Source organism: Mycolicibacterium parafortuitum (genome assembly GCF_010725485.1).
GTDB lineage: Bacteria > Actinomycetota > Actinomycetes > Mycobacteriales > Mycobacteriaceae > Mycobacterium.
On the sequence record NZ_AP022598.1, the window covers coordinates 3,024,543 to 3,049,337 of the forward strand.

Consider the following 24,795-nt stretch of genomic DNA (forward strand, 5'->3'; position numbering starts at 1 on the left):
CTCTAACGGCGATCCGGCTGCGGGCGGGGCACCGCGGCCAGCAGTCGGCGGGTGTATTCGTGCTGCGGGTGCTCGAACACCGAGTCGCTGTCGCCCTGTTCGACGATCGCCCCCTTGTGCATCACCGCGACCCGGTGGGCGAGGTGCCGCACCACCGACAGGTCGTGCGAGACGAACAGGTAAGCCAGTCCGAACCGCTGCTGGAGATCGAGCAGCAGGTTGATGATGCCGGCCTGGATCGACACGTCCAGCGCCGACACCGGCTCGTCGAGCGCCAGGATCCTCGGTCTCAGCGCCAGCGCCCTGGCGATGCCGATGCGCTGTTTCTGGCCGCCGGAGAACTCCGCCGGATAGCGGCCGGCGTCCTCGCGGCGCAGCCCGACCACGGTCAGCAGTTCGCCGATCCGGTCTCGGATCGCGGCCTTGTCGAACCCGTTGGCCTGCAACGGTTCGGCCAGCACATCCGACACCGGCAACCGCGGGTCGAGCGAGGCCACCGGGTCCTGGAACACCACCTGCAGATCGCCGCGCAGCGTGCGGCGGCCGGCCCGGTCCAATGACGCCACGTCGCGTCCCAGCACCTCGATCGTGCCCGCCTCGGGTGCGGTCAGCTCCAGGATCTGGTGCAGCGTGGTGGATTTGCCGGACCCCGACTCGCCGACGATGCCGAGCGTGCGGCCGGCGTTCAGCTCGAAGCCGATGCCGTCGACGGCGCGGACCTCGCCGATGCGGCGGCGGAACACCACGCCCTTGGTCAGCGTGTACGTCTTGGACAGCCCGGTGACCCGCAGCACGACCTCGGGATCGTCGGCCGGCGGGTGCGTGGGCGGGGCGGTCGACACGCCGTAGATCTGCGCCGCGGACCGGCCGGAGACGTCGTCGTGGCGGATGCAGGCGACCTGGTGGTCGGCGGCGACGGTGACCAATTCCGGCTCGGCGGCGCTGCATTCGGCGACGGCCAGCGGACAGCGCGGCGTGAACGGACATCCGGGCGGCAGTGCGCTCACCGACGGCGGAGCACCCGGGATCGGCACCAGCCGGGTGCCCTGAGGGGCGTCCAGGCGCGGCACCGAGCCGAGCAGACCGACCGTGTACGGCATCCGGCGGCCGCGGTAGAGGTCGGCGACGGGTGCGGTCTCGACCGCGCGGCCGGCGTACATGACCAGCGCGCGGTCGGCGAACTCGGCGACCACCCCGAGGTCGTGGGTGATGATCAGCACGCCGGCGCCGGTCGCGTCGCGCGCGGTGCGCAGCACGTCGAGGATCTGCGCCTGCACCGTGACGTCGAGCGCGGTGGTGGGCTCATCGCAGATCAGCAGGTCAGGATCATTGGCGATCGCGATCGCGATGACCACCCGCTGGCGTTCCCCGCCGGAGAGCTCGTGGGGAAAGGCGCGGGCGCGCTGCGCGGGCTGTCCGATGCCGACGAGCTCGAGCAGTTCGACCGCGCGGGCGCGGGCCGTCTTGGCGTCGACGCCGCGCTGATGGATGCGGATGGCCTCGGCGATCTGGTCGCCGACGGTGTACACCGGCGTCAGCGCCGACATCGGGTCCTGGAACACCGTGCCGATCCGGGCGCCCCGGATGCGTGACATCTGCCGGTCGTCCAGGCCGAGCAGTTCGTCACCGCCCAGCCGCACCGACCCGGACACCTCGGCGTATTCGGGCAGCAATCCGACCACGGCCATCGCGCCCGCGGACTTGCCCGCGCCGGACTCGCCGACCAGCGCGACGACCTCACCGGCGTCCACGTGATAGGTCAGGCCGCGCACCGCCGGGACCGTCTCGGTGTCCGTCGGGAACGTCACCGCCAGATCCCGCACCTCGAGCAGGCTCATGCGGCGGCCCGCCTGCGCCGGCGCGCCGGCCGCACCCCGGGATCGAGCGCGTCGCGCAGTCCGTCGCCGGCCAGGTTGGCGCAGAACACGATCAGCACCAGCACCCCGGCCGGGAACAGGAACACCCACGGGAACGTCGTCACCGATCGGGTGCCGTCGGCGATCAGGGTGCCCAGCGATACGTCCGGCGGCTGTACCCCGAACCCGAGGAAGCTCAGGCTGGTCTCGGCCAGCACCGCGAGCCCGACGTTGAGCGTGGTGTCGATGATCAGGATCGACGCGACGTTGGGCATCACGTGCCGGACGATGATCCGCCAATTGCTCACGCCCATATAGCGTGCCGCGGTGACGAATTCGCGCTCCCGCAGGCTCAGCGTGAGGCCTCGCACGATACGGGCGCTGATCATCCAGCTGAACGCCGACAACAGCAGGATCAGCCACAGGATGGTGCCGGAATCGCGGGTGCGGGGGGTCACGATCGCGATCAGCAGGAAGCTGGGCACCACCAGAAGCAGGTCGACGATCCACATCAGCACCGAACTGCGCCACGCACCGAAGTAGCCGGCGATCGCGCCCGCCGTCGCGGCGATCACCGTCGACAGGACCGCCACGCACACCCCGATCAGCATCGACTTCTGCATGCCCCGCAGCGTCTGCGCCAGGATGTCCTGGCCCAGCGCGTTGGTGCCGAACCAGTGCGTCGTGGTCGGCGGTTGCTGCAGCGCGTAGTAGTCGAGGTCGGTGTGCGAGAACGGCAACAGCGGCGGCAGCGCGTAGCAGCCGACGAACAGCGCCATCAGGATCACCAGCGACACCACCGCGGGCCGGTTGCGCAGGAAGCGCCGCCACACCAGCGCGCGCCGCGAGGCGAATTCGGGCTCGGTCATGACACCCGCACTCGCGGGTCGAGTGCGGCGTACAGCACGTCCGACAGCAGCCCGGCCAGCAGGACCGTCGCACCGGTGAACACCGTGATCGCGACGACGATGTTGGTGTCCTGAGTGGAGATGCCCTGCACGAACCACTCGCCGATGCCATGCCAGCCGAAGATCTTCTCGACGAACACCGCTCCGGTGAACAGCCCGCCCACCCCGTAGGCGAACAGCGTGGCCATCGGGATCAGCGCGGTGCGCAGGCCGTGCTTGAACAGCGCCTGCCGCCGGGTCAGGCCCTTGGCGCGCGCTGTGCGGATGAAGTCCTGGCTCAGCACGTCGAGCATCGCGTTGCGCTGGTAGCGGCTGTAGCCGGCGATGGAGACCAGGGCGAGCGTGAAGGTCGGCAGCACCAGGTGCTGTAGCCGGTCGACCAACTGGTTCCATGTGCCGCCGACCGCGTCCGTCGACGTTTCCCCGGTGTATTCGAAGACCTGCGCTCCCAGGATCGAGTTGCCCTTCAACGCCCCGAGGATCAGCAGGTTGGCGATCACGAATGTCGGGGTGCTCAGGATCAGCAGCGCCAGCGTCGTGATGACGCGGTCCGAGAGCCGGTACTGCCGCACCGCCCCCCACGCGCCGGCCACCACCCCGAGGAAGGTGCCGACGACCGACCCGATGAGCACCAGCCGCAGGCTCACCCCGATGCGGCGGCCAAGCTCGTCGCTGACCGGCTGCCCGCCGACCGTCGTCCCGAAATCCCCGCGGAACGCCCCGGCCACCCAGTCTGCGTAGCGCAGCGGGATCGGCGCGTTGAGGTTCAGCTCGTCGGCCTTGGCGTCGATGACGGCCTGCGGCGGGCGGGGGTTGCGCTCCAGCAGTGAGTCGAGCGGCTCGAACATCACCGAGGTCAGCGCGAACGTCAGGAACGAGGCCAGTCCCAGCAGGACGACGTAGTTGACCAGCCTGCGGACGAGGAACCGTGTCATGCGGTGGGTCCGACTGCCGGCTGCATGCGCCTCAGGTTAGGAGATCGGCGCGGCTACAGCTCGGCGGCGCGCGATCAGCGGGATCGCGACCTTCACAGCCGGCGCATAGGAACGGCACAGGGGGCGCCTAGCGGCCGGGCCGATAATGGGGCGGTGGCCAGTCCGCGCAGCGCTCCCGAGGACCCGGCGAGGGTGGTGATGCGCCGCGCCGACGGCAGCCCGATCCACGTGCTGGTCGTCGACGACGAACCGGTGCTCGCCGAGCTGGTGTCCATGGCGTTGCGCTACGAGGGCTGGGACATCTCCACCGCCGGGGACGGCGCCACCGCGATCGCCCTGGCCCGGGAGAACCCGCCCGACGTCGTCGTGCTCGACGTGATGCTGCCGGACATGAGCGGACTGGACGTGCTGCGCCGACTGCGCGAGCAGATCCCGGGTCTGCCGCTGCTGCTGCTCACCGCGAAGGACTCGGTGGAGGATCGCATCGCGGGTCTGACCGCGGGCGGCGACGACTACGTGACCAAACCGTTCAGCATCGAGGAGGTCGTCCTGCGGTTGCGCGCGCTGCTGCGCCGCACCGGAGTGGCCACCGACGCCGGCGGCGCCAAGCTCGTCGTCGGTGACCTGGTGCTCGACGAGGACAGCCACGAGGTGACCCGCGGCGGCGACGTGATCACCCTGACCGCGACGGAGTTCGAGCTGTTGCGGTTCATGATGCGCAACGCCAAACGCGTCCTGAGCAAGGCGCAGATCCTCGACCGGGTGTGGAGCTACGACTTCGGTGGCCGGTCGAACATCGTCGAACTGTATGTCTCCTATCTGCGGAAGAAGATCGACAGCGGCCGCGAGCCGATGATCCACACGCTGCGCGGTGCGGGGTATGTCCTCAAACCGCCGCGCTGAGCGCACGGCGCCGACCGCTTTGCGTTCGCCACGCGGTTGGTCGCTGCGCACCCGCCTGATCGTCACCCAGGTGCTGCTGCTCGCCGTGGTGTGCGCGGGCATCGGGATCGCGACGGAGTTTGCGCTGCAGCGATTCCTGATGAACCAACTCGACGAACAGGTGATCGAGTCCGGACGGCGGGCATCGGTGATCTTCGAGATGGGTCCGCCGCCGGGACCGGGGATGGGCTTTCCGGTGCCGCCGGGGATGCGTCCCCCGGCCGGGCCACCGGGACCGCCGCCTCCGGGGCCCGGCCGACGCATGATGATGGCCGACGAGGGGCCGGGTCCGGCGTTCCTCAACGCGCCGGGGCAGGCCATCCGCACCGTCGGCGCGGTCGTGGCCGACGGCGGCCCCGAGGACGCGGGCGTGATCGCCGCGGACGGCTCGCGCGCCGAGATCTCCGATGCCGCAGCCCGTCAACTCGCCGAGGTCACCGTCGACGGGCGCCCGCACACCGTCGAGCTCGACGGGCTCGGCCGCTACCGCGTGGTCGCGTTCCCGACCCGGCTACCCGGTGAGGCCGTGGTCGCCGGGCTGCCGACCTCCGACGTCGACGACACCTTGGTCCGGGTGGCGGTGATCTTCGGTGTCGTCGCCGCGGTCGCGCTGGCGGCGGCCGGGACGGCGGGCATCGTCATCGTCCGGCGCCAACTCGCCCCGCTGGCAAGGGTTTCCGATGCCGCCCAGCAGGTGGCCGACCTCGAGCTGGACCGCGGCGAGGTGCGGTTGCCGACCCCGATCGTCAAGGTCGACCCCGAGGCCGCGCAGACCGAGGTCGGCCAGCTCGGGTCGGCGCTGAACCGGATGCTGGACCGGATCGCCGGCGCGCTGACCGCGCGGCACGCCAGCGAGACCCGGGTGCGGCAGTTCGTCGCCGACGCCAGCCATGAACTGCGCACCCCGCTGGCCGCGATCCGCGGCTACACCGAACTGGCACAACGTAAACAGGCCGAGTTGCCCGACGACGTCGCGCATGCGATGAACCGGGTCCAGTCCGAGACCGAGCGGATGACCCAGCTCGTCGAGGACATGCTCCTGCTGGCCCGCCTGGACACCGGTCGGCCGCTGGAGCGCGAAACCGTGGACCTCACCCGCCTGGTCGTCGACGCGGTCAGCGACGCGCACGTCGCAGGCCCGGACCACGTGTGGGAACTCGACCTACCCGAGGAGCCGGTGACCGTGCCCGGCGACGAGGCCCGGCTGCGCCAGGTGCTGGCGAACCTGCTCGCCAACGCGCGTATCCACACCCCGCCGGGAACGACGGTCACCACCGCGCTGTCGTCCGCCGACGGGGATGCGGTGCTGACGGTCCGCGACGACGGACCGGGGATCCCCGTCGCGCTGCAGCCCGAGGTGTTCGAACGGTTCGCCCGCGGTGACACGTCGCGCTCGCGCCGCGGCGGTAGTACCGGTCTCGGTCTGGCGATCGTCGCGGCGGTGGTGCGCGCCCACGACGGCAGCATCGAGTTGCGCAGCGCCGAGGGCAGAACCGAGTTCACGGTCAGGTTGCCCGGCGATTCACAGTCCGCGCACAGTCAGCGCGCGCCGATCGCCTAGGCAGATCTCCCGCGAGCAGTCGCAAACTCGCACGATTTCCGATCCCGGCGTGCGATTTCACGTCTGCTCGCCGGCGGCACCGCGTGTAGGACCTGACCAAGCCCGCGAGTTCACAGGTGGCGCAAAGCTTCCGCCCACGATGAGCACACGCGGGCGGCCGAGCCTGGAGGACATGACCTACACCGTCCTGGATGGCGAACCCCGTTGCGTGTCTCGGCCGAACGCCGCCACCGCAGCCCGGGGCACGGGTGCGCCCGTCCTCGACATCGTCATCCCCGTCTACAACGAGCGGGCCGCACTCGCGAATTCGGTACGGCGGCTGCACCGCTACCTGAGCGAGTCCATGCCGTTCTCAGCGCAGATCACCATCGCCGACAACGCCAGCGTCGACGACACCCCGCGCATCGCGACCCAACTGGCCGACGAGCTTCCCGGCGTGCGTGTGGTTCGGTTGGAGGAGAAGGGACGTGGCCGCGCGTTGCATCAGGTGTGGACGCAGTCCGATGCCACCGTTCTCGTCTACATGGATGTCGACCTGTCCACCGACCTCGCCGCGCTGGCGCCCCTGGTCGCGCCGCTGATCTCGGGTCACTCCGACCTCGCGATCGGCACCCGGCTGGCTCGCGGCGCCCGCGTCGTACGTGGCCCGAAGCGGGAGATCATCTCGCGCTGCTACAACCTGATCCTGAAATCGACTCTGTCAGCGAAGTTTTCCGACGCACAGTGCGGATTCAAGGCGATTCGCGCCGATGTCGCCGCGCAGCTGCTGCCGTACGTCGAAGACACCGGATGGTTCTTCGACACCGAGCTGCTGGTGCTCGCCGAACGCAGCGGGTTGCGCATCCACGAGGTGCCCGTGGACTGGGTGGACGACCCGGACAGCCGGGTCGACATCGTGGCCACCGCCGCCGCGGACCTCAGAGGCATCGGCCGGCTGCTGCGTGGTTTCGCCGGCGGCGCCATCCCGGTCAACACGATCGCCGCGCAGCTCGGTAACACCCGCGCCGAGCCGCGCAGCTCGTTGCTGCGGCAGGTAGTCAGATTCGCCGCGGTCGGCGTCACCTCGACCGCGGCCTACATCCTGCTGTTCATGGTGATGCAGGGCTGGGCCGGCGCACAGCTGGCGAACCTGATCGCACTGCTGATGACCGCGATCGGCAACACCGCCGCGAACCGCAGGTTCACCTTCGGCATCGGCGGACGCCGACGGCTGGCCCGGCACCACGTCGAGGGCCTGGTCGTCTTCGCCGTCGCGCTGGCCATCACCAGCGGCGCCCTCGGCCTGTTGCACGTCAGCGCCGAATCTCCGCACCACCTCGTCGAACTCGCCGTCCTCGTCGCGGCGAATCTGCTCGCCACCGTGGTGCGTTTCGTCCTGCTGCGTGGCTGGGTGTTCCATCCCCGCCGCACCACCACCGAAGGGCGAATCTGATGTGCGTCATCGCACTGGCGTCCGCGAGTGCGGCCGCGCAGCCCGACCCCGGTGCTGCGCGCAGCCCCCGCTGGGTGCGGCCCGCGCTGCTGGGTCTGCTGGCCGCGACCGCACTGCTCTACCTGTGGGGGCTGGGTTCGTCGGGCTGGGCCAACCAGTACTACGCCGCGGCCGCGCAGGCGGGCACGCAGAATGCGACGGCGTGGCTGTTCGGCTCGTTCGACGCCGGCAACGCCATCACCGTGGACAAGCCGCCCGCTTCGCTGTGGGTGATGGCCCTGTCGGGCCGGCTGTTCGGCTTCAGCCCGTTCACGATGCTGCTGCCGCAGGCGTTGATGGGCGTCGCCTCGGTGGCGGTGCTGTTCGCCGCGGTTCGGCGGGTCAGCGGCCCGGGGGCGGGTTTGATCGCGGGTGCGGCGCTGGCCGTGACACCGGTGGCAGCGTTGATGTTCCGGTACAACAATCCCGACGCGCTGCTGGTCCTGCTGCTCGTGGTCGCCGCCTATCTGATGGTGCGCGCGATTCAGACCGGCGGCACCCGCTGGGTGGTGCTGGTCGGCGTGGTGCTCGGGGTCGCGTTCCTGACCAAGATGCTGCAGGCGTTCCTGGTCGTGCCCGGTCTCGCGCTGGCGTTCCTGGTCGCGGCGCCGGTCGGATTCTGGGCGCGGGTGGGCAAGTTGGCGGCCGGGGGTGTTGCGATGGTGGCGACGGCCGGCTCGTTCCTGGCGTTGGTGAGCCTGTGGCCCGCGGATGAGCGGCCATACATCGGCGGCTCCACCGACAACAGCCTGCTGCAGCTGGCGTTGGGCTACAACGGAATTCAGCGCGTCATGGGCGGCGACGGCATGCACGGAGGCGGGGGGCCGGGCGGACCCGGCGGCCCCAGTGGCGGTCCGGGCAGGGGTGCGAACCTGTTCTTCGGTGGCGAGCCCGGAATCGGGAGGCTCTTCGGCGACTCGATGGGGGCCGAGGCGTCGTGGCTCCTGCCGGCGGCGTTGATCGGTCTGGCGGCAGGTTTGTGGATCACCCGTCGTGCCGCTCGCACCGACGCGGTGCGCGCCTCACTGCTGCTGTGGGGTGGTTGGGTGCTCGTCACCGGCGTGGTGTTCAGCTTCATGGACGGCACCGTCCACCCGTACTACACCGTCGCGCTGGCTCCAGGGATCGCCGCGTCGGTCGGTATCGGGGCGGTCGAGTTGTGGCGTGGCAGGGATCTTTTCACGCGACGCCTGCTCGTGGCGGCGATGTCCGCGGTGACGGGTGTGTGGGCGTTCGTGCTGCTCGACCGCACGCCCGGCTGGCAGCCGTGGTTGCGCTGGGTGGTGCTGGCCGGCTCGATCGCGGTGGCAGCCGTGGTCGGCGTCGGGGCGCAGCGGCTCGGCCGCGCCACCTCCGTCGTCGCCGCCGGGGCACTCCTGTTCGGCGCCGCCGCGCCGCTGGCGTACACGATGGAGACCGCGGCGCATTCCCACAGCGGCGGCCTGGTGATGTCAGGGCCGGCACGGACCGACGGCTTCGCCGGACCTCCCGGCGCCGGCGGGGGTGGCGATCCATTCGGATCCCGGTCGGCGGCGGACAACACCGAGCTGCTGGCGATGCTGAGGGAGGCCGACAATCGCTGGGCCGCAGCTGGTGTCGGCTCGATGCAGACCGCCGATCTCGAACTGCAGACGGGTGCCTCGGTGATGGCCATCGGCGGCTTCACCGGTGGGGACGATTCGCCCACCCTGGAGCAGTTTCAGCAGTACGTCGCCGACGGGCAGGTCCGGTATTTCATCGCAGGCGGGCGCCGCGGTCCGGGCGGAGGTTCGGGCTCGTCCGCGCAGATCACGTCTTGGGTGGAGCAGACCTTCACCCCGCGCGACGTGGGCGGGGTCAACGTCTATGACCTGCAGTCATGACGCGCGAAAGCACCTTCGGTTTCGCCGGTGTAGATCTCGCTGATTTTGATGCGTGACGCCGGCCCGTCGTGCTGCTAGCTTGCGCGACATGACTGTGACGGACGAGTACCTGCAGAACAACAAGAAGTACGCCGAGACGTTCTCGGGGCCGTTGCCGCTGCCTCCGAGCAAGCACGTCGCGGTCGTGGCCTGCATGGACGCCCGGTTGGACGTCTACCGGATCCTCGGCCTCAACGACGGCGAGGCACACGTCATCCGCAACGCCGGCGGCGTGATCACCGACGACGAGATCCGCTCGCTGGCCATCAGCCAGCGCCTACTCGGCACCAAAGAGATCATCCTGATCCACCACACCGACTGCGGAATGCTGACCTTCACCGACGACGCGTTCAAGCGCGACATTCAGGACGAGACGGGTCTGAAGCCCGAATGGGCCGCCGAGTCGTTCCCGGATCTGGAGGAGGACGTCCGCCAGTCACTGCGCCGTATCGAGGCCAGCCCGTTCGTCACCAAGCACGAGTCGTTGCGCGGCTTCATCTTCGACGTCGCGACCGGCCTGCTCAACGAGGTCACCCTCTAGCGCCCCGCGCCTTGCTCCGCGAGCGCGCGTGTTTGCACACGACGCGCCGCGGCTTTTCGGCACCTGACGCGCGTTCGTCACCGGCGAGCGCGCGTGAGCCGGTCTCGGAGGTCGCGATCGCCGTCGCGGCGACGGGGGGCCGGGGGAGGAGCCGGGAGTGGCTCTCGCCGGGATGGTTGCCGGAGCAATGACCGAACGCGCGCAGTCGTGATGGCCTGAGCGTGCCTAACCTGCCGAAATCGCACGGCGCGTCGCGGACAGACACGCGCGCTCGCGAAACAACCGCACCCGACCACGCTGCGGGGCGTTGACACGGGGCGCCGTCCGGGTATCTAATACCGGGTTAAGGCCATAAATATGGTCAATTCTACCAACTTTACGAGGTATCCATGACGGCGACCGACGAGCTCGCGCAGAATGCGGGCCGGTACGAGCTGAGCCACCTCCGCGCGCTGGAGGCCGAGGCGATCCACATCATCAGGGAGGTGGCCGCGGAGTTCGAGCGGCCGGTGCTGCTGTTCTCGGGCGGCAAGGACTCCATCGTGATGCTGCACCTGGCGATCAAGGCGTTCCGGCCGGGCCGGTTGCCGTTCCCGGTGATGCACGTCGACACCGGCCACAACTTCGACGAGGTGCTGCAGGCCCGCGACGAGCTGGTCGCCGAGTCCGGGGTGCGCCTGGTGGTGGCGAGGGTGCAGGACGACATCGACGCCGGCAGGGTGGTCGAGACGATCCCGTCACGTAACCCGATGCAGACGTTCACGCTGCTGCGTGCGATCCGGGAGAACAAGTTCGACGCGGCCTTCGGCGGCGCCCGCCGCGACGAGGAGAAGGCCCGCGCCAAGGAGCGCGTCTTCAGCTTCCGCGACGAGTTCGGTCAGTGGGACCCGAAGAATCAGCGCCCCGAACTGTGGAACCTGTACAACGGCAGGCATCGCAAGGGTGAGCACATCCGCGCCTTCCCGCTGTCGAACTGGACCGAATTCGACATCTGGTCCTACATCGGCGCCGAGAAGATCAAGCTGCCCTCGATCTACTACGCACACCAGCGCAAGGTGTTCGAGCGCGACGGGATGCTGCTCGCCGTACACCGATACCTGCAGCCCCGCAAGGACGAGCCGATCATCGAGAAGACGGTGCGGTTCCGCACCGTCGGTGACGTGACGTGCACGGGATGCGTGGAGTCCACCGCCGCAACGGTTTCCGAGGTCATCGCCGAGACGGCGATCTCCCGGCTGACCGAGCGCGGCGCGACCCGCGCCGACGACCGGATCTCTGAAGCAGGCATGGAAGATCGCAAGCGCGAGGGGTATTTCTGATGGCCGCTCGCGCGAAGAAGGGGTACTTCTTATGAGTTCGTCCACCACGCTGCTGCGTATCGCGACCGCGGGTTCGGTCGACGACGGCAAGTCCACCCTGATCGGCCGGCTGCTCTACGACAGCAAGGCCGTGATGGAGGATCAGCTGGAGGCCGTCGAGCGCACCTCGAAGGAACGCGGCAACGACTACACCGACCTCGCTCTGGTCACCGACGGGCTGCGCGCCGAACGCGAACAGGGCATCACGATCGACGTCGCGTACCGCTATTTCGCGACGGCCAAGCGCAAGTTCATCATCGCCGACACACCCGGGCACATCCAGTACACCCGCAACATGGTCACCGGCACCTCGACCGCGCAGTTGGCGATCGTGTTGGTCGACGCGCGGCACGGTCTGCTGGAGCAGTCCCGCCGCCACGCGTTCCTCGCCTCGCTGCTCGGCATCCGGCACATCGTGCTGGCGGTCAACAAGATGGACCTGATCGACTGGGACCGTGAGCGTTTCGAGAAGATCCGCGACGACTTCCACGATTTCGCGGCGCGGCTGGACGTGCACGACGTAACCACCATCCCGCTGTCGGCGCTCAACGGCGACAACGTCGTCACCAAGTCCGACGTGACCCCGTGGTACGAAGGGCCGTCGCTGCTGGCGCACCTCGAAGAGGTCTACATCGCCGGCGACCGCAACCTCGTCGACGTCCGGTTCCCGGTGCAGTACGTGATCCGGCCCCAGACCCGCGAGCACGCCGACCACCGCAGCTACGCCGGCACCGTTGCCAGTGGGGTGATGCGTCCCGGCGACGAGATCGTCGTGCTCCCCAGCGGCAAGTCGTCACGCATCACCGAGATCGAGGGCCCGAGCGGGCCTGTGCAGGAAGCATTCCCGCCGATGGCGGTATCGGTCAGCCTGGCCGACGACATCGACATCTCGCGCGGCGACATGCTCGCCCGGCCGAACAATCAGCCGCGGGTCGCCCAGGAGTTCGACGCGACGGTGTGCTGGATGGCCGACGACGAGGCGCTCGAACCGGGACGCGACTACCTGATCAAGCACACCACCCGCACCACGCGGGTGCGGGTGACCGATCTGGACTACCGTCTCGACGTCAACACCCTGCACCGCGACAAGTCGGCGACCGCGCTCAAACTCAATGAGCTGGGCCGCATCTCGCTGCGGAGCCAGGTGCCGCTGCTGCTCGACGAGTACAGCCGCAATGCGGCCACCGGGTCGTTCATCCTGATCGACCCGAACACCAACGGCACGGTCGCGGCGGGCATGATCCTGCCGCATGTTGCCGGACGTACGTCCACGCCGAACACCGTCAAACACGAGTCGCTGTGCACGGCCGAGGACCGGCTGTCGCGTGGCCGCACCGTGTGGTTCACCGGGCTGTCCGGCTCGGGCAAGTCGTCGGTCGCGGTGCTGGTCGAGCGCAAACTGCTCGAGAAGGGCGTCCCTGCCTACGTTCTCGACGGGGACAACCTGCGGCACGGACTGAACGCCGATCTCGGCTTCTCGATGGCCGATCGGGCGGAGAACCAGCGTCGGCTTGCGCACGTCGCCGCGATCCTGGCCGACGCCGGCCAGGTGGTGCTGGTGCCTGCGATCAGCCCGCTGGAGGAACACCGCTCGCTGGCCCGCAAGGTGGCCACCGAGCAGGGCCTGGAGTTCTTCGAGGTGTTCTGTGACACCCCGCTGGAGGACTGCGAACGCCGGGATCCGAAGGGGCTCTACGCGAAAGCTCGCGCCGGCGAGATCACCCACTTCACCGGGATCGACAGCCCGTATCAGCGGCCCAAGAACCCGGACCTGCGGCTGACGCCGGACCGCACGCCCGCCGAACACGCCGACGCGGTGATCGAGCTGCTGGAAAGCCGCGAGTCGTGACGGACGACCACGAGCTTGCGGGTCGGCTGGCCACCGAGGCCGGCGCCCTGCTGCTCGGCGTCCGGTCCGAGCTCGCCGACGCGACCGCCGAGGAGCGAAAGGCCGCAGGCGACAAGCGGTCCCACGACTTCCTGATGGCGGCGTTGGCGGCCGAGCGGCCCGACGACGCCGTGCTGTCCGAAGAGGGGGTGGACGACCCGGTCCGGCTGTCCGCGCGCCGGGTGTGGATCGTCGATCCGCTCGACGGAACGCGCGAATTCTCCGAGCTCGGTCGCACCGACTGGGCGGTGCACGTGGCGCTGTGGGAATCCGGTGAGCTGATCGCCGGAGCCGTCGCGCTTCCCGCGCAGGGGATCACGCTGGCCACCCCGACCGTGGTCGCCCCGCCGCCGGCGCCGCAGGCGCCGCGGGTGGTGGTGTCGCGCACCCGCCCGCCGGCGGTCGCGTTGGAGGTCAAGGACGCGTTGAACGGCACCCTGGTCGAAATGGGTTCGGCGGGAGCGAAAGTCGCGTCTGTCGTGCAGGGACTTTCGGATGTGTACGTGCACGCCGGCGGCCAGTACGAGTGGGATTCGGCGGCGCCGGTGGCCGTAGCGCGGGCAGCGGGCCTGCACACCTCGCGTATCGACGGCTCACCGCTGGTGTACAACCAGCGCGATTCCAAGCTGCCAGATCTCATCGTGTGCCGCCCCGAACTGGCCAAAGCGGTTTTGGCGGTCACGGCCCGCTGAGCCCCCGCCGGGTTTATGGTGACCCCAAATAGCCACAACCCGGGGGTATCAGATGGCCCGTCTCGTCCACGCAGTCACCGCCGCCACCGTCGTCGCGCTCGCGCTTGCGGGATGCGGCGGCTCGGACAGCTCAGAATCCGGTGAGAGCACGTCCTCCTCGCCGGCGTCGGAATCCGCACCGCCGTCCACATCGGCGGCCGCGGCTGCCGACGACGAGCAGCAGATCCGCGATCTGGTGCAGGCCCAGGCAGATGCGTTCTCTGAAGGAGACTGGGATTCGCTCGCCGAGCTGACATGCTCCAAGTTCAGCGAGCAGGCCAACAACCCCGGCGAGTATCTGGTGCCGCCGATCACCCAGTTCGGCACCAAAGAGCAAGCCGCGTCGATCGATCCCGCGCAGCTGTCCGACTCGCTGGGCAAGGAGTTCGGTGGCGCGTCGAAGGAGACGGTGGACCGCGTCGCGCAGGCGATCGTGGCGTACGACGTCCCCGCGTACCAGGCGGCGATGCTCGACCTGATGACCGAATCCGTGACCATCACGGTCGACTCGGTCGAGAACATCCAGATCACCGGTGACACGGCCACCGCCGACGTGACCACCACGCAGGTGGCGGGTACCGACGCGCCGAAGACCCAGACCGATCCGACGCCGTTCGTCCGCGAGGACGGTGTCTGGCTGGACTGCAGCGACATGGCCGCCACGTCCTGACGCCTGCGGCGCCGCGTCAGTAGGCTGCGAGGATGTCCGACCGCCAAACGCTGCGGGCCCTCGCCGGTCTGCCCCTCGCTCCCGCCAGCCTCGCTGAATCCGCGCTGGTGCTGATCGACTGTCAGAACACCTACACCCGTGGGGTGATGGAACTCGAGGGCGTAGAGGCCGCACTCGACGAAGCCGCGACCCTGCTCGATCGGGCCAGGACCGCGGGGATCCCGGTCATCCACATCCAGCACGACGACGGGCCCGGATCGTTGTATGACATCGCGGGGGAGAGCGGCGCGATCGTCGACCGGGTCGCGCCGCGCGACGGCGAGCCGGTCGTGGTGAAGAACTACCCGAACTCGTTCGTCAACACCGAACTCGACGGGATCCTGAAGTCCGTCGACGCATCGAACCTGGTGCTGGCCGGGTTCATGACGCACATGTGTGTGAACTCGACGGCGCGCGGTGCGTTCAACCTCGGCTACGCGCCGACGGTGGTCGCCGCCGCGACGGCGACGCGCACGCTGCCCGGTGTCGACGGCGAGGTGCCCGCCGCCGCGCTGCACAGCGCGAGTCTGGCGGCGGTCGCCGATCTCTTCGCCGTGGTGGTGCCCGGCGAGAAGGACATCCCCGGCTAGACCTGATGGCCGGACTCTCCCCCGCAAGCGGGAGGTGCCCCCACAACGCGGCTCCTTCGTCGCCGCTTGATCGTCGTCCGGCTAGACCTGATGGCCGGACTCCTCAACGCGGCTCCTTCGTCGCCGCTTGATCGTCGTCCGGCTAGACCTGATGGCCGGACTCCTCAACGCGGCTCCTTCGTCGCCGCTTGATCGTCGTCCGGCTAGCCTGGTACCCATGCGGATGTCGGCCAAGGCGGAGTACGCCGTCCGGGCCATGGTCGAGCTGGCGACTGTCGAGACCGGTGTCCTGGTGAAAACCGACGACCTGGCCAAGGCGCAGGGCATCCCGCCGCAGTTCCTCGTCGATATCCTGTCCGACCTGCGCACCGACCGTCTCGTCCGCAGTCACCGCGGCCGCGACGGTGGCTACGAACTGGCCAGACCCGCCGACGACATCAGCATCGCCGACGTACTGCGCTGTATCGACGGACCGCTGGCCAGCGTGCGCGACATCGGCCTCGGTGACCTTCCGTACGCCGGGCCCACCGCAGCGCTGACCGACGTGTGGCGGGCGCTGCGCGCCAGCATGCGCTCGGTCCTCGAACAGACCAGCCTCGCGGACGTGGCCTCCGGTGGTTTACCCGAGCACGTGCGCACGATGGCCGACGACTACCGGGACCAGGAAGAGGCGCGCGGCCACTCGATGAACTAGCCGCCCGATCCGTACGGGGACCATGACGGTCGTTCCGGCGAGAACCCCGCGCGAACGTGGTACGAAATCCACGTGGCGTTCGATCTGCGCGACCTCGAAGTACCGGTGCTCGTCGCCCCGATGGCCGGCGGACCCTCGACACCGGAATTGGCGGCGGCGGGATCCGAGGCGGGCGGACTCGGTTTCGTCGCGGCGGGATACCTGAGCGCCGACGCGTTCGCCGAACGGCTGCAGGCGGCGCAATCGCTGACCACCGGACCCATCGGCGCGAATCTCTTTGTGCCCCAGCCCAGTGCTGCCGTCACTGCCGAGATCCGGTCCTATGCGCAGACTCTGGCGCCGGAAGCGCAGCGCTACGGGGTCAGCCTCGGGGATCCGCGATTCGACGACGACGACTGGGCCGCCAAGCTCGACGTGCTGGCCGACCTGTGGCCCGCCGTCGCATCGTTCACCTTCGGACTACCGACCGTCGAGGAACGGCGTCGCCTGACCGCGGCGGGCATCACCACCGTCGGCACGGTCACCACCGTCGCCGAGGCCCGGGCGGCCGCCGAGGTCGGCGTCGATGTGGTTGCCGCACAGGGGCCCTCGGCCGGCGGGCACCGCGGCACCTTCGACCCGGTCGCGCGCCCGGCGACGCAGCCGCTGGAGGAACTTCTCGCCGCGATCCGCGCGGCCGTCGACCTCCCCGTCGTCGCCGCCGGTGGATTGATGACGGCCGACGATCTGCGCCGGGTTCGGGAAGCCGGTGCCACGGCCGCCCAGTTGGGCACCGCGTTCCTGCTCGCCGACGAGGCGGGAAGCAGCCCCGTGCACCGAGCAGCGCTACAAGACCCACGGTTCACCGAGACCGTGGTGACACGCGCGTTCTCCGGTCGCTACGCACGCGGGCTGCGGAACCGGTTCATCGATGACTACGACGCCCTGGCGCCGTTGGGCTATCCCGAGGTGCACTATCTGACCAGCCCGGTGCGTAAGGCGTCGGTGGGCGCCGGGGATCCCGGTGCGACCAATGTCTGGGCGGGCACCGGTTTCCGGCAGGCCCGAACCGGGACGGTGGCCGCGATCATGGGCGCGCTCGTCGGCGACGGCTGATGGGAATGAGCCGGCGGCAGTTCGCGCTGGGACTCGGGGCGATGGCGACCGCGCCGCTGCTCGCGGCCTGTGGTGACGATGCGCCCGGCGCGCACGGTGAACATGTGGTGGTGGTCGGCGCCGGGATGGCCGGGCTGAGCGCCGCGCGGCGTCTCGCCGACCACGGTGCGACCGTCACGGTGCTGGAGGCGCGTGCGCGTATCGGCGGCAGGACGTGGACTGACACCTCGCTCGGCGTACCGATCGACCTCGGCGCGGCGTGGATCCACGGCGCGGACGGAAACCCGCTGACCGAACTGGCCGAAACGGTGGGGGCGCGCACCGTCGAGACGGACTTCGACGACACCGTGGTGATCGACGACGGTGCCGCCGTCGACGCGGCCGCGGTGACCGCCGTGTTGCGCGAATGGGACGGGGTTCTCGCCGACGTCGACGAGATGACCGAGCGCGCGGGGCCGGACGACTCTCTGGCCGGCGCGCTGGCCCGCACCGGTGCGGACCTGACGGATCCGCTGATGCAGTGGTGTGTGGCCGGCGCGATCGGCGCCGAGTACGCCGCCGACCCCGACGAGTTGTCGCTGCGGTGGTTCGGCCACGAAGGAGAATTCGACGGGCCCGACCTGTTGCTGCCGGGTGGCTACCGGCAACTGGTCGAGCACCTGGCACGAGATCTGACGATCCGGCTCGGTGCCGAGGTCACCCGCATCGTCCATCACGACGCCGGCGTCACCGTCGAGACCGCGCACGAGACCCTCACCGCGGACCGGGTGATCGTCACCGTCCCGCTCGGTGTCCTCAAGGCCGGCACCATCACCTTCGACCCGCCGCTGCCCGCCGCCAAACGCGACGCGATCGAGCGACTCGGATTCGGGCTCCTGGACAAGGTGGTGTTGCGGTTCGGCGAACCGTTCTGGACCGGGCGCTTCGACGCGCACTCGGACATGATCGGGCTCGCGGGGCGGGACCGGCCTGTCTCCGATCTGGTCAACGGGCTGCGCTTCACCGATGTGCCGGTGTTGATCGGGTTGCGCGGCGGCGCCAACGCGCTGGCCCGCGAACAGGATTCAGATGCCAAGACAGCCGACGAGGTCGTCGCGGCGCTGGGGGCGCCCGCCCCGACCGGTGTGGTGGTGACCCGCTGGGCGCAGGATCCCTACGCCCGCGGCTCTTACAGCTTCCTGGCCGTCAGGTCCGGTCCCGACGACCAGGAAGCGTTGGCGGCCCCGGTCGGCGACCGGCTGGCTTTCGCCGGCGAGGCGACCCACGCGGAGTTCTTCGCCACCGTGCACGGCGCCTACCTCAGCGGCGTGCGGGAAGCCGACAGGATCCTGCAGCGCGGCTAACCCGCTTGGGTGACGACGACGTCGCCGGTCTCGCTGCGTCCGTTGATCATCGAGGCGGCCGCACCCCGGTCCTGGGTCCGCGGCACCTCCACGACCGTCGCACCGTGGGCACGCCCGGTCGTCGCATCGACGAAATAGGGCCCCGGCGGCGGCAGGGTGATCACCACGTCGCCGTGGTCGGATTCCGCGTCGACGGTGGCCGGCGGCTCGGAGAACTCGACACTGATGTCTCCGGTGGTGGTTGCGGCGCGGAATGATTCGGTGATCGCGATCGAACCGCGGGTGGTCACGTCGCCGTGTTCGTTCTCGACGTCGACGCGCTTGGCCGCGCCGCCGAGCACGATCGATCCGTCGGTCGTGCGCGCCGTGAGCTCGTCGATGTCGGCCTGTGCGAACAGCACTCCGGTCTGCTGGCGGGTGGTCACCGACACCCGGCGGGCCAGTTCGGGAGGCAGCACGACGGTGATCTCGCCGGCGCGGCCCCACCGCAGGAACTCCGAGGGTTCGGCGTCGATGGTGATCCGTGCGCTGGTGCCGTCGGCGGTGACCGCCAGCGGCTCCGAGCCTGCCCGTACGGAATTCACCATCCGCATGTCGACGCGGGGCTCGCGCGCCTCCCGGTCGGCGGTGATCCGCACGACGGCGGGCACCGAACCGGTGTCGACGGTCACCGAGGTCAGCGAATTCGGCAGCGTCATCGAATCCTTGACCACGCGGAAGTTGCTGACACCCCACGCCATCGCGGACAACGACACGACGACACCGATGACGAGCACCGACGCGGCGACGGTGAGCAGGACGCGGATCGCGGATCGGCCTCCCGGTGACAGCGGCGGGGGCGGTGCGCTGGGGATCGAGATGGTGGTGGTCACGACAAATCCTTTCGGGGGCTTCAGGATTCGAGATAGCGGAGGACGGCGAGGACGCGGCGGTTCTCGCTCTCGTCGGGGGCCAGGTTCAACTTCGTGAAGATCGAGGCGATGTGCTTCTCGGCCGAACCGACCGACATGTGCAGCGCGGTGGCGATCGCCGAGTTCGTCTTTCCCTCGGCCATCAGCTGCAGCACCTCGTTCTCCCTGGGGGTCAGCGCGTCGAGGACGTTGCGCCGGTGCGAGCGGACCAGGATCTGGGAGACCACCTCGGGGTCGAGCACGGTTCCGCCGGACCCGACCACCTCGACAGCGTCGAGGAACGCGGGTACGTCGGCCACGCGGTCCTTGAGCAGGTATCCGAATCCCCTTGTGTCCGAGGCGATCAGATCGGCGGCGTAGCGCTCCTCGACGTAGTGCGAGAGCACCAGCACCGGGGACTCGGGGTTCTGGCTGCGCAGCAGTGCCGCGGCCCGGATGCCCTCGTCGGTGAACGTCGGCGGCATCCGCACGTCCAGGATCGCGAGATCGGGGCGGGTGTCGTTGACCAGCCGCAGCAGGTTCGTCGCATCGGACACCCCGGCGACGACCTCGTGCCCGGCGTCGGTCAGGATCCGTTCGATGCCTGCGCGCAGCAGCGCCGAGTCCTCGGCGATCACGATGCGCATGGCAGCACCGCCGTGACGATGGTGGGTCCGGTCACCGGGCTGGACACGGTGAACGTCCCCCGCGCGGCCCGCACCCGTTCGTCGAGCCCGCGCAGGCCGGTGGCGTCCAGGCCGCTGTCCCCGTCGACCACCTGCGCGCCGCCGCGCCCGTCGTCGAACACCGAGACGTGCAGTTCCTGTGTCGCCTCGTCGAGGCGCACCGTGACGGCCGCGTGCGACGCCCCGGAGTGGCGGCTGACGTTGGTCAGCGCCTCGGCGACGACGAAGTACGCGCACGCCTCGACCTCGTCGGGCAGCCGGTAGGGCAAGTGCACGCTCAGCGTCGTCGGGATCCCGGCGTGTGTGGTGCGCTGCACCACCGACGACAGCGCCGCGTCGAGTCCGCGGTCGGCCAGGATCGTCGGCGCGATCCCGCGGACCACGTTGCGCAGCTCGACCAGAGCGTTCTTGGCTTCGTCGTGGGCCTCGGCGATCAGGGCCTTCGCCGCGGGCAGGTCGGTGTCGAGTTTGGTCTGGGCCAGCCCGATGGTCATCGCCAGCGACACCAGCCGCGGCTGCACGCTGTCGTGCAGGTCGCGTTCGATGCGGTGCCGTTCGGTCTGGGCGGAGGTGACGGCGCCCTGGCGGGCGTCGGCGAGCGCGCTGACCTCCTGCTGCAGCGCCGCGGTCGGCGACGGGGACAGCAGCCAGCGGTCGATCGTCGCGTCCAGCACGGGCGCGAACACCACGAGGGCGACCGCGGCCGGCAGCGCGACCAGGGCGAGGATCCAGGCCAGCGGGGTCGGCAGGAACGACAGGCCCGCGTCGGGGTCGCTGTTGCCGATCGCGATCGCCGCGGCGGGTGCCAGGAACGCGAACACCACGAGGCCGACGGCCAGCGCGGTGATCAGCGCGTCGTAGATCATCCGCAGGTAATGGTGCGCCACACCCTTCCAGAACCGGGCACTGCTGATGTCGAGCCACTGCTGGTGGGCCCAGCGCTGAAATCCGGTGTAGTGCGACAGCCGGCGCGGGGGGATGCCGATGCCCATGCCGAACACCGCTTCGCTGCGCACCCGCTCCACGTAGTCGACGCCGCGCATCAGGTAGATGAAGACGACCGCGGCGAGCAGGAATCCGATGACGCTCGGGATCGACGAGATGCCGACGATCATGATGGCCAACGGAATCCAGAACCACACCGTCGCGAACGCCCCGCCGACGAGCAGCGACGCGCTGGCAGCGACGCCGATCGCGGCTCGGCGGGACATGGGTGGGGTGGGCGGTCCGGGGTGCGGCTGCACGCCGACCGGCGCGGTCACGGCGGCTGTCTCGGTAACTGCGGACATGTCTTCAAACCTAGGAAGATGTGTGCCTCCGCGACACGGCGTTTTCCTGAGATTCCCCCGGGGGAAAACCACCCCTCGCACCGCGAGCGCGCATGTCTGCACGGCGACACGCCGCCGACCGCGGCATTTCGGGCGCGCTCGCCATCGCCATACTGAGCGGCGTGACCGCCGACCCCGCCGACCGTCCCAGCATTCTCGGCTACCTCGGACCCAACTGGTTCGCCTCGGTGATGGGCACCGGCATCGTCGCCAATGCCGGTGCGTCTCTTCCGGTGCACGTGCCGGGATTGCGGGGGTTCGCGCTCGTGGTGTGGGTCGCCTCGGCGGTGTGGCTGGTGGTCCTGATCCTGGCGATGATCGCGCACTGGCTGCGCAACCCGACCGTCGCACGCAGCCACGCCCGCAACCCGACGATGGCGCACTTCTACGGGGCGGCACCGATGGCGCTGCTGACCGTCGCGTCGGGAGCGCTCATCGTCGGCGAGGACCTCGTCGGCACCCGGATCGCGGTCGACATGGCGTGGATGCTGTGGATCGCGGGCACCCTCGGCGGCCTGTTCACCGCGATGAGCATTCCGTACCTGATGTTCACGCAGTACCGGGTCGAACCCGACGCCGCGTTCGGCGGCTGGCTGATGCCGGTGGTGCCGCCCATGGTGGCGGCCGCGACGGGCAGTCTGCTCATCCCGCACATGGCACCGGGAACGGGCCGGGCCACCATGCTCTACGGCTGCTACGCGATGTTCGGGCTGTCGCTGGTCGCGTCCCTGATCATCATCACGATGGTCTGGAGCAGGTTGTCGCATTTCGGCACTTCGGGGACCGCCCGGGTGCCGACACTGTGGATCGTCTTGGGTCCGCTGGGCCAATCCATCACTGTCGCCGGACTTCTCGGCACCGACGCCGCGCTGGCCGTCGACGACGAGTTGGCCGCCGGGATGCGGGTGTTCGCGGTGCTCTACGGCGTGCCGGTATGGGGTTTCGCGGTGCTGTGGATCGGGCTGGCGACCGCGCTGACCGTGCGCACGCTGCGCCGCGGCATGCCGTTCGCACTGACCTGGTGGAGCCTGACGTTCCCGGTCGGCACGTTCGTCACCGGTACCACCCAACTCGCGGTGCACACCGCGCTGCCCGCGTTCCGTTACGCCGCGGCGGTCGCCTATGTCGGCCTGTTGTGCACGTGGATCCTGGTGGCCGTGCGGACATTTCGCGTCGGTATCACCCGCGGGCTGTTCACCCCGCCGGGCAGTGACCCGATCCGTGCGTACAAGGACCCCGCCACGTAGCCGGGGCGGCATGCCAGAATCGCCGACGTGCGTATCGGGATGACGATGCCGGTGATGGAGCCCGATCTCGACCGGGCGACGCTGAAGGCGTGGGCGCGACTGGTCGACGACGGGCCGTTCTCGTCGCTGTGCTGGGGTGAGCGGATCGCGTTCGACAATCCCGAGAGCCTCACGCTGCTCGGTGCGCTGGGGGCATGGACCGAGCGGGTGCGGCTGGTCACGACGGTGGTGATCCCGCAGCTGCACGACCCGGTGATGCTCGCCAAACAGCTGGCCACCGGCGACCTGTTGTGCGACGGACGGCTGACCGTCGGGATCGGCGTGGGTGGGCGGCACGAGGATTACCGCGCGGTCGGCGCGGATCCCGCGACGCAGACAATGCGCGAGATGGCCGAGCGGGTGGACCTGATGAAGCGCGTGTGGGCGGGGGAGAAGCTGACCGACTCGACGCTGCCGGTCGGGCCGCCCCCGGTGCAGGCCGGCGGGCCGCCGCTGCAGGTCGGAACGCTCGGACCCAAGACCGTGCGCAGCGCCGCCGGGTGGGCCGAGGGGGTCGCGGGCACGACGCTGGATCTGGACACCGGTAAGCAGAACGAGCTGTTCGACATCGCCCGCGATGCATGGCGGGAGGCCGGCAAGGGTGCGCCGCACCTGGCGACGTCGTTCTGGTTCGCGATCGGGGACGGCGACGCGCCCCGGCAGCAGGTGCACCGTCACCTGCTGCGGTACATGAACTGGATCCCGTCGGAGTTCGTCGACGCGCTGGCGCCGACGACCGGGTTCGCGGGCACCGCCGACGAGCTCTGTGCGGTCCTGGACGGATTCGCCGCCATCGGCACCGACGAGGTGCACCTGATCCCGACGAGCTCGGACATCGAGCAGGTGCGCCGGGCCGCCGAGGTGGTTGCCGAGCTCGGGTGAGGCGGGGCAAGCTCACCGTATGGAGCCCACCCTGCCGCCGATCGTGTCCCGCGCCGAATGGGACAGGGCCCGCGCCGAACTGCTGGTGCGCGAGAAGGAGCTGATCCGGCTCAAGGACACGGTCAGCGCGGCCCGACGCAGGCTGCCGATGGTCGAGGTCGGCACGCCCTACGTGTTCGACACCGAGTCCGGCCCGCTGAGCCTGCTGGATCTGTTCGACGGGCGTCGCCAGCTCATCGTGCAGCACTTCATGTTCGGGTCAGACTGGGACGAAGGGTGCCCGGGCTGCTCGATGATGGCCGACCACATCGGCCCGCTGTCGCACCTGTACGCCAAGGACACCTCGCTGGTGCTGGTGTCACGCGCACCGGTGGGCAAGCTCGTCGCGTTCAAGGACCGGATGGGATGGGACCTGCCGTGGGTGTCCTCGGGGCGCAGCACCTTCAACGAGGACTTCCACACCACCGTCGACGGCGAGGAGCATCACTCGATCAGCGCATTCCTGCGCGACGGTGACCGCGTGTTTCACACCTGGCAGACGTTCGACCGCGGTGAGGAGCCGTTCATGCTGGTCTTCGACCTGCTCGATCTGACCGTCTACGGGCGGCAGGAGACCTGGGAGGACTCACCCCCGGGGTGGCCGCAGCAGCCGCCGTATGAGTGGATCCGGTTGCACGACTCGTACTGACCGCCGCGCCGACCGACTACCTGAGCCACTTCCAAGGCTTGTCCCAGTGTCCGGGCGGCACCCCGACCCACGGACCGAGGTGCCCGGGCGGCACGTGCACCACGTGCCCGATGTGTCCGGGTGGGGGAGGCGGTCCCGGATGCCACCAGTGCGGGTCGGCGGCTGCGGTGCCTGCGCCGACGGACAGGCCGGCGCCCAACCCGGCGGCGATCGCCGCGGCCGCGAACAACTTCTTCACCTGCATCGTGCGCTCCTTACCTGGGGGATGCTCGTTGCGGATCTACCTCCTGTCCAACGCACGACGACGGTCGTCCATACCAACGATGCGCGGGAACTTCGCGACCGTCAGGCTCCCTGCACCCCGCTCTCGGAGTCCGCAGCTACCGCAGCGGCGCAGCGCCGTTCGCGTTCACCACGCGCGCTGTCCAATTGGCGAAAATGCAAGCAAACTGACGAAGACGTCAAGAAAAGTGCGGTAACTTGCGCGAATTCGGGCGTGGTCGGCGCCCGGG

The 24,795-nt window shown here is 69.7% G+C and carries 22 protein-coding genes and 1 pseudogene; 16 read left to right on the forward strand and 7 right to left on the reverse strand.

Annotation, left to right across the window (positions count from 1 at the left end; genetic code table 11):
- Nucleotides 1–2: 2 nt before the first annotated feature.
- Genes NTM_RS14600 through NTM_RS14610 form a run of 3 tightly spaced genes read right to left on the reverse strand, consistent with a single transcriptional unit; the run spans nt 3 to nt 3,699 of the window.
- A complete protein-coding gene (locus NTM_RS14600; protein ID WP_104865018.1) occupies nt 3–1,838 on the reverse strand; it encodes an oligopeptide ABC transporter ATP-binding protein OppD in 1,836 nt (611 codons plus the stop codon).
- Nucleotides 1,835–2,725, reverse strand: coding sequence for an oligopeptide ABC transporter permease OppC (locus tag NTM_RS14605; RefSeq protein WP_104865017.1), 891 nt, complete (start codon nt 2,723–2,725; stop codon nt 1,835–1,837). The genes NTM_RS14600 and NTM_RS14605 overlap by 4 nt, the downstream gene beginning before the upstream one ends.
- Nucleotides 2,722–3,699 (reverse strand): oligopeptide ABC transporter permease OppB, encoded by a 978-nt coding sequence (locus tag NTM_RS14610; protein ID WP_104865016.1) that lies wholly within the window; start codon nt 3,697–3,699, stop codon nt 2,722–2,724. The genes NTM_RS14605 and NTM_RS14610 overlap by 4 nt, the downstream gene beginning before the upstream one ends.
- A 198-nt stretch (nt 3,700–3,897) precedes the next feature.
- Here NTM_RS14610 and NTM_RS14615 point away from each other — a divergent pair, with 198 nt between their 5' ends.
- The 13 genes and pseudogenes from NTM_RS14615 to NTM_RS14675 all read left to right on the forward strand — a co-directional run bounded on the left by NTM_RS14615 (nt 3,898) and on the right by NTM_RS14675 (nt 18,523).
- The gene (locus tag NTM_RS14615; protein WP_104865115.1) at nt 3,898–4,602 is read left to right on the forward strand and encodes a response regulator transcription factor; all 705 of its coding nucleotides are present in this window, start codon (nt 3,898–3,900) and stop codon (nt 4,600–4,602) included.
- Entirely contained in the window at nt 4,580–6,202 is a 1,623-nt protein-coding gene (locus tag NTM_RS14620) for a sensor histidine kinase (RefSeq protein WP_163766709.1), read from the forward strand. Before NTM_RS14615 ends, NTM_RS14620 begins: the two co-directional genes overlap by 23 nt.
- Before the next feature lie 172 nt (nt 6,203–6,374).
- Nucleotides 6,375–7,634: a bifunctional glycosyltransferase family 2/GtrA family protein gene (locus NTM_RS14625; RefSeq protein ID WP_163769492.1), complete on the forward strand. Its 1,260-nt coding sequence runs from the start codon at nt 6,375–6,377 to the stop codon at nt 7,632–7,634.
- Nucleotides 7,634–9,535: a glycosyltransferase family 39 protein gene (locus NTM_RS14630; RefSeq protein WP_163766710.1), complete on the forward strand. Its 1,902-nt coding sequence runs from the start codon at nt 7,634–7,636 to the stop codon at nt 9,533–9,535. The genes NTM_RS14625 and NTM_RS14630 overlap by 1 nt, the downstream gene beginning before the upstream one ends.
- Before the next feature lie 88 nt (nt 9,536–9,623).
- Nucleotides 9,624–10,115, forward strand: a complete 492-nt coding sequence (locus tag NTM_RS14635; protein WP_104865114.1) for a beta-class carbonic anhydrase — start codon at nt 9,624–9,626, stop codon at nt 10,113–10,115.
- A gap of 357 nt (nt 10,116–10,472) precedes the next feature.
- A pseudogene (cysD, locus tag NTM_RS14640) lies at nt 10,473–11,434 on the forward strand (sulfate adenylyltransferase subunit CysD).
- A complete protein-coding gene (cysN, locus tag NTM_RS14645) occupies nt 11,427–13,322 on the forward strand; it encodes a sulfate adenylyltransferase subunit CysN (RefSeq protein ID WP_272955247.1) in 1,896 nt (631 codons plus the stop codon). Before cysD ends, cysN begins: the two are co-directional and overlap by 8 nt.
- Complete coding sequence (locus NTM_RS14650; RefSeq protein ID WP_104865010.1) at nt 13,319–14,053, forward strand: 3'(2'),5'-bisphosphate nucleotidase CysQ; 735 nt, start codon at nt 13,319–13,321, stop codon at nt 14,051–14,053. Before cysN ends, NTM_RS14650 begins: the two co-directional genes overlap by 4 nt.
- Nucleotides 14,054–14,105: 52 nt before the next feature.
- Complete coding sequence (locus NTM_RS14655; protein ID WP_104865009.1) at nt 14,106–14,762, forward strand: hypothetical protein; 657 nt, start codon at nt 14,106–14,108, stop codon at nt 14,760–14,762.
- A gap of 32 nt (nt 14,763–14,794) precedes the next feature.
- Nucleotides 14,795–15,391 (forward strand): cysteine hydrolase family protein, encoded by a 597-nt coding sequence (locus NTM_RS14660; RefSeq protein WP_163766712.1) that lies wholly within the window; start codon nt 14,795–14,797, stop codon nt 15,389–15,391.
- 217 nt (nt 15,392–15,608) lie between these two features.
- Nucleotides 15,609–16,085, forward strand: coding sequence for an Rrf2 family transcriptional regulator (locus NTM_RS14665; RefSeq protein ID WP_104865007.1), 477 nt, complete (start codon nt 15,609–15,611; stop codon nt 16,083–16,085).
- A 72-nt stretch (nt 16,086–16,157) separates the two neighbouring features.
- Nucleotides 16,158–17,180 carry a nitronate monooxygenase gene (locus NTM_RS14670; RefSeq protein ID WP_163766713.1) on the forward strand — a complete coding sequence of 341 codons (1,023 nt, stop codon included), beginning with the start codon at nt 16,158–16,160 and terminating at the stop codon, nt 17,178–17,180.
- A 5-nt stretch (nt 17,181–17,185) separates the two neighbouring features.
- A complete protein-coding gene (locus tag NTM_RS14675) occupies nt 17,186–18,523 on the forward strand; it encodes a flavin monoamine oxidase family protein (protein WP_337781390.1) in 1,338 nt (445 codons plus the stop codon).
- Here NTM_RS14675 and NTM_RS14680 read toward each other — a convergent pair.
- Genes NTM_RS14680 through NTM_RS14690 form a run of 3 tightly spaced genes read right to left on the reverse strand, consistent with a single transcriptional unit; the run spans nt 18,520 to nt 21,388 of the window.
- Nucleotides 18,520–19,395, reverse strand: a complete 876-nt coding sequence (locus NTM_RS14680; protein WP_163766714.1) for a DUF4097 family beta strand repeat-containing protein — start codon at nt 19,393–19,395, stop codon at nt 18,520–18,522. The genes NTM_RS14675 and NTM_RS14680 overlap by 4 nt on opposite strands.
- A gap of 20 nt (nt 19,396–19,415) precedes the next feature.
- Nucleotides 19,416–20,060 (reverse strand): response regulator transcription factor, encoded by a 645-nt coding sequence (locus NTM_RS14685; RefSeq protein ID WP_104865003.1) that lies wholly within the window; start codon nt 20,058–20,060, stop codon nt 19,416–19,418.
- Complete coding sequence (locus NTM_RS14690) at nt 20,048–21,388, reverse strand: sensor histidine kinase (protein WP_163766715.1); 1,341 nt, start codon at nt 21,386–21,388, stop codon at nt 20,048–20,050. The genes NTM_RS14685 and NTM_RS14690 overlap by 13 nt, the downstream gene beginning before the upstream one ends.
- A gap of 230 nt (nt 21,389–21,618) precedes the next feature.
- Here NTM_RS14690 and NTM_RS14695 point away from each other — a divergent pair, with 230 nt between their 5' ends.
- The 3 genes from NTM_RS14695 to NTM_RS14705 are packed head-to-tail and all read left to right on the forward strand — an operon-like array spanning nt 21,619 to nt 24,283.
- A complete protein-coding gene (locus tag NTM_RS14695; RefSeq protein WP_232079933.1) occupies nt 21,619–22,674 on the forward strand; it encodes a TDT family transporter in 1,056 nt (351 codons plus the stop codon).
- A 39-nt stretch (nt 22,675–22,713) separates the two neighbouring features.
- Nucleotides 22,714–23,595, forward strand: a complete 882-nt coding sequence (locus NTM_RS14700; protein WP_163769494.1) for an LLM class flavin-dependent oxidoreductase — start codon at nt 22,714–22,716, stop codon at nt 23,593–23,595.
- Nucleotides 23,596–23,614: 19 nt separating this feature from the next.
- Nucleotides 23,615–24,283 (forward strand): DUF899 domain-containing protein, encoded by a 669-nt coding sequence (locus NTM_RS14705; RefSeq protein ID WP_163766717.1) that lies wholly within the window; start codon nt 23,615–23,617, stop codon nt 24,281–24,283.
- Nucleotides 24,284–24,299: 16 nt separating this feature from the next.
- On the opposite strand, the gene NTM_RS14710 is transcribed toward NTM_RS14705, so the two are convergent.
- Nucleotides 24,300–24,527, reverse strand: a complete 228-nt coding sequence (locus NTM_RS14710; protein ID WP_104864999.1) for a hypothetical protein — start codon at nt 24,525–24,527, stop codon at nt 24,300–24,302.
- Nucleotides 24,528–24,795 lie beyond the last annotated feature (268 nt).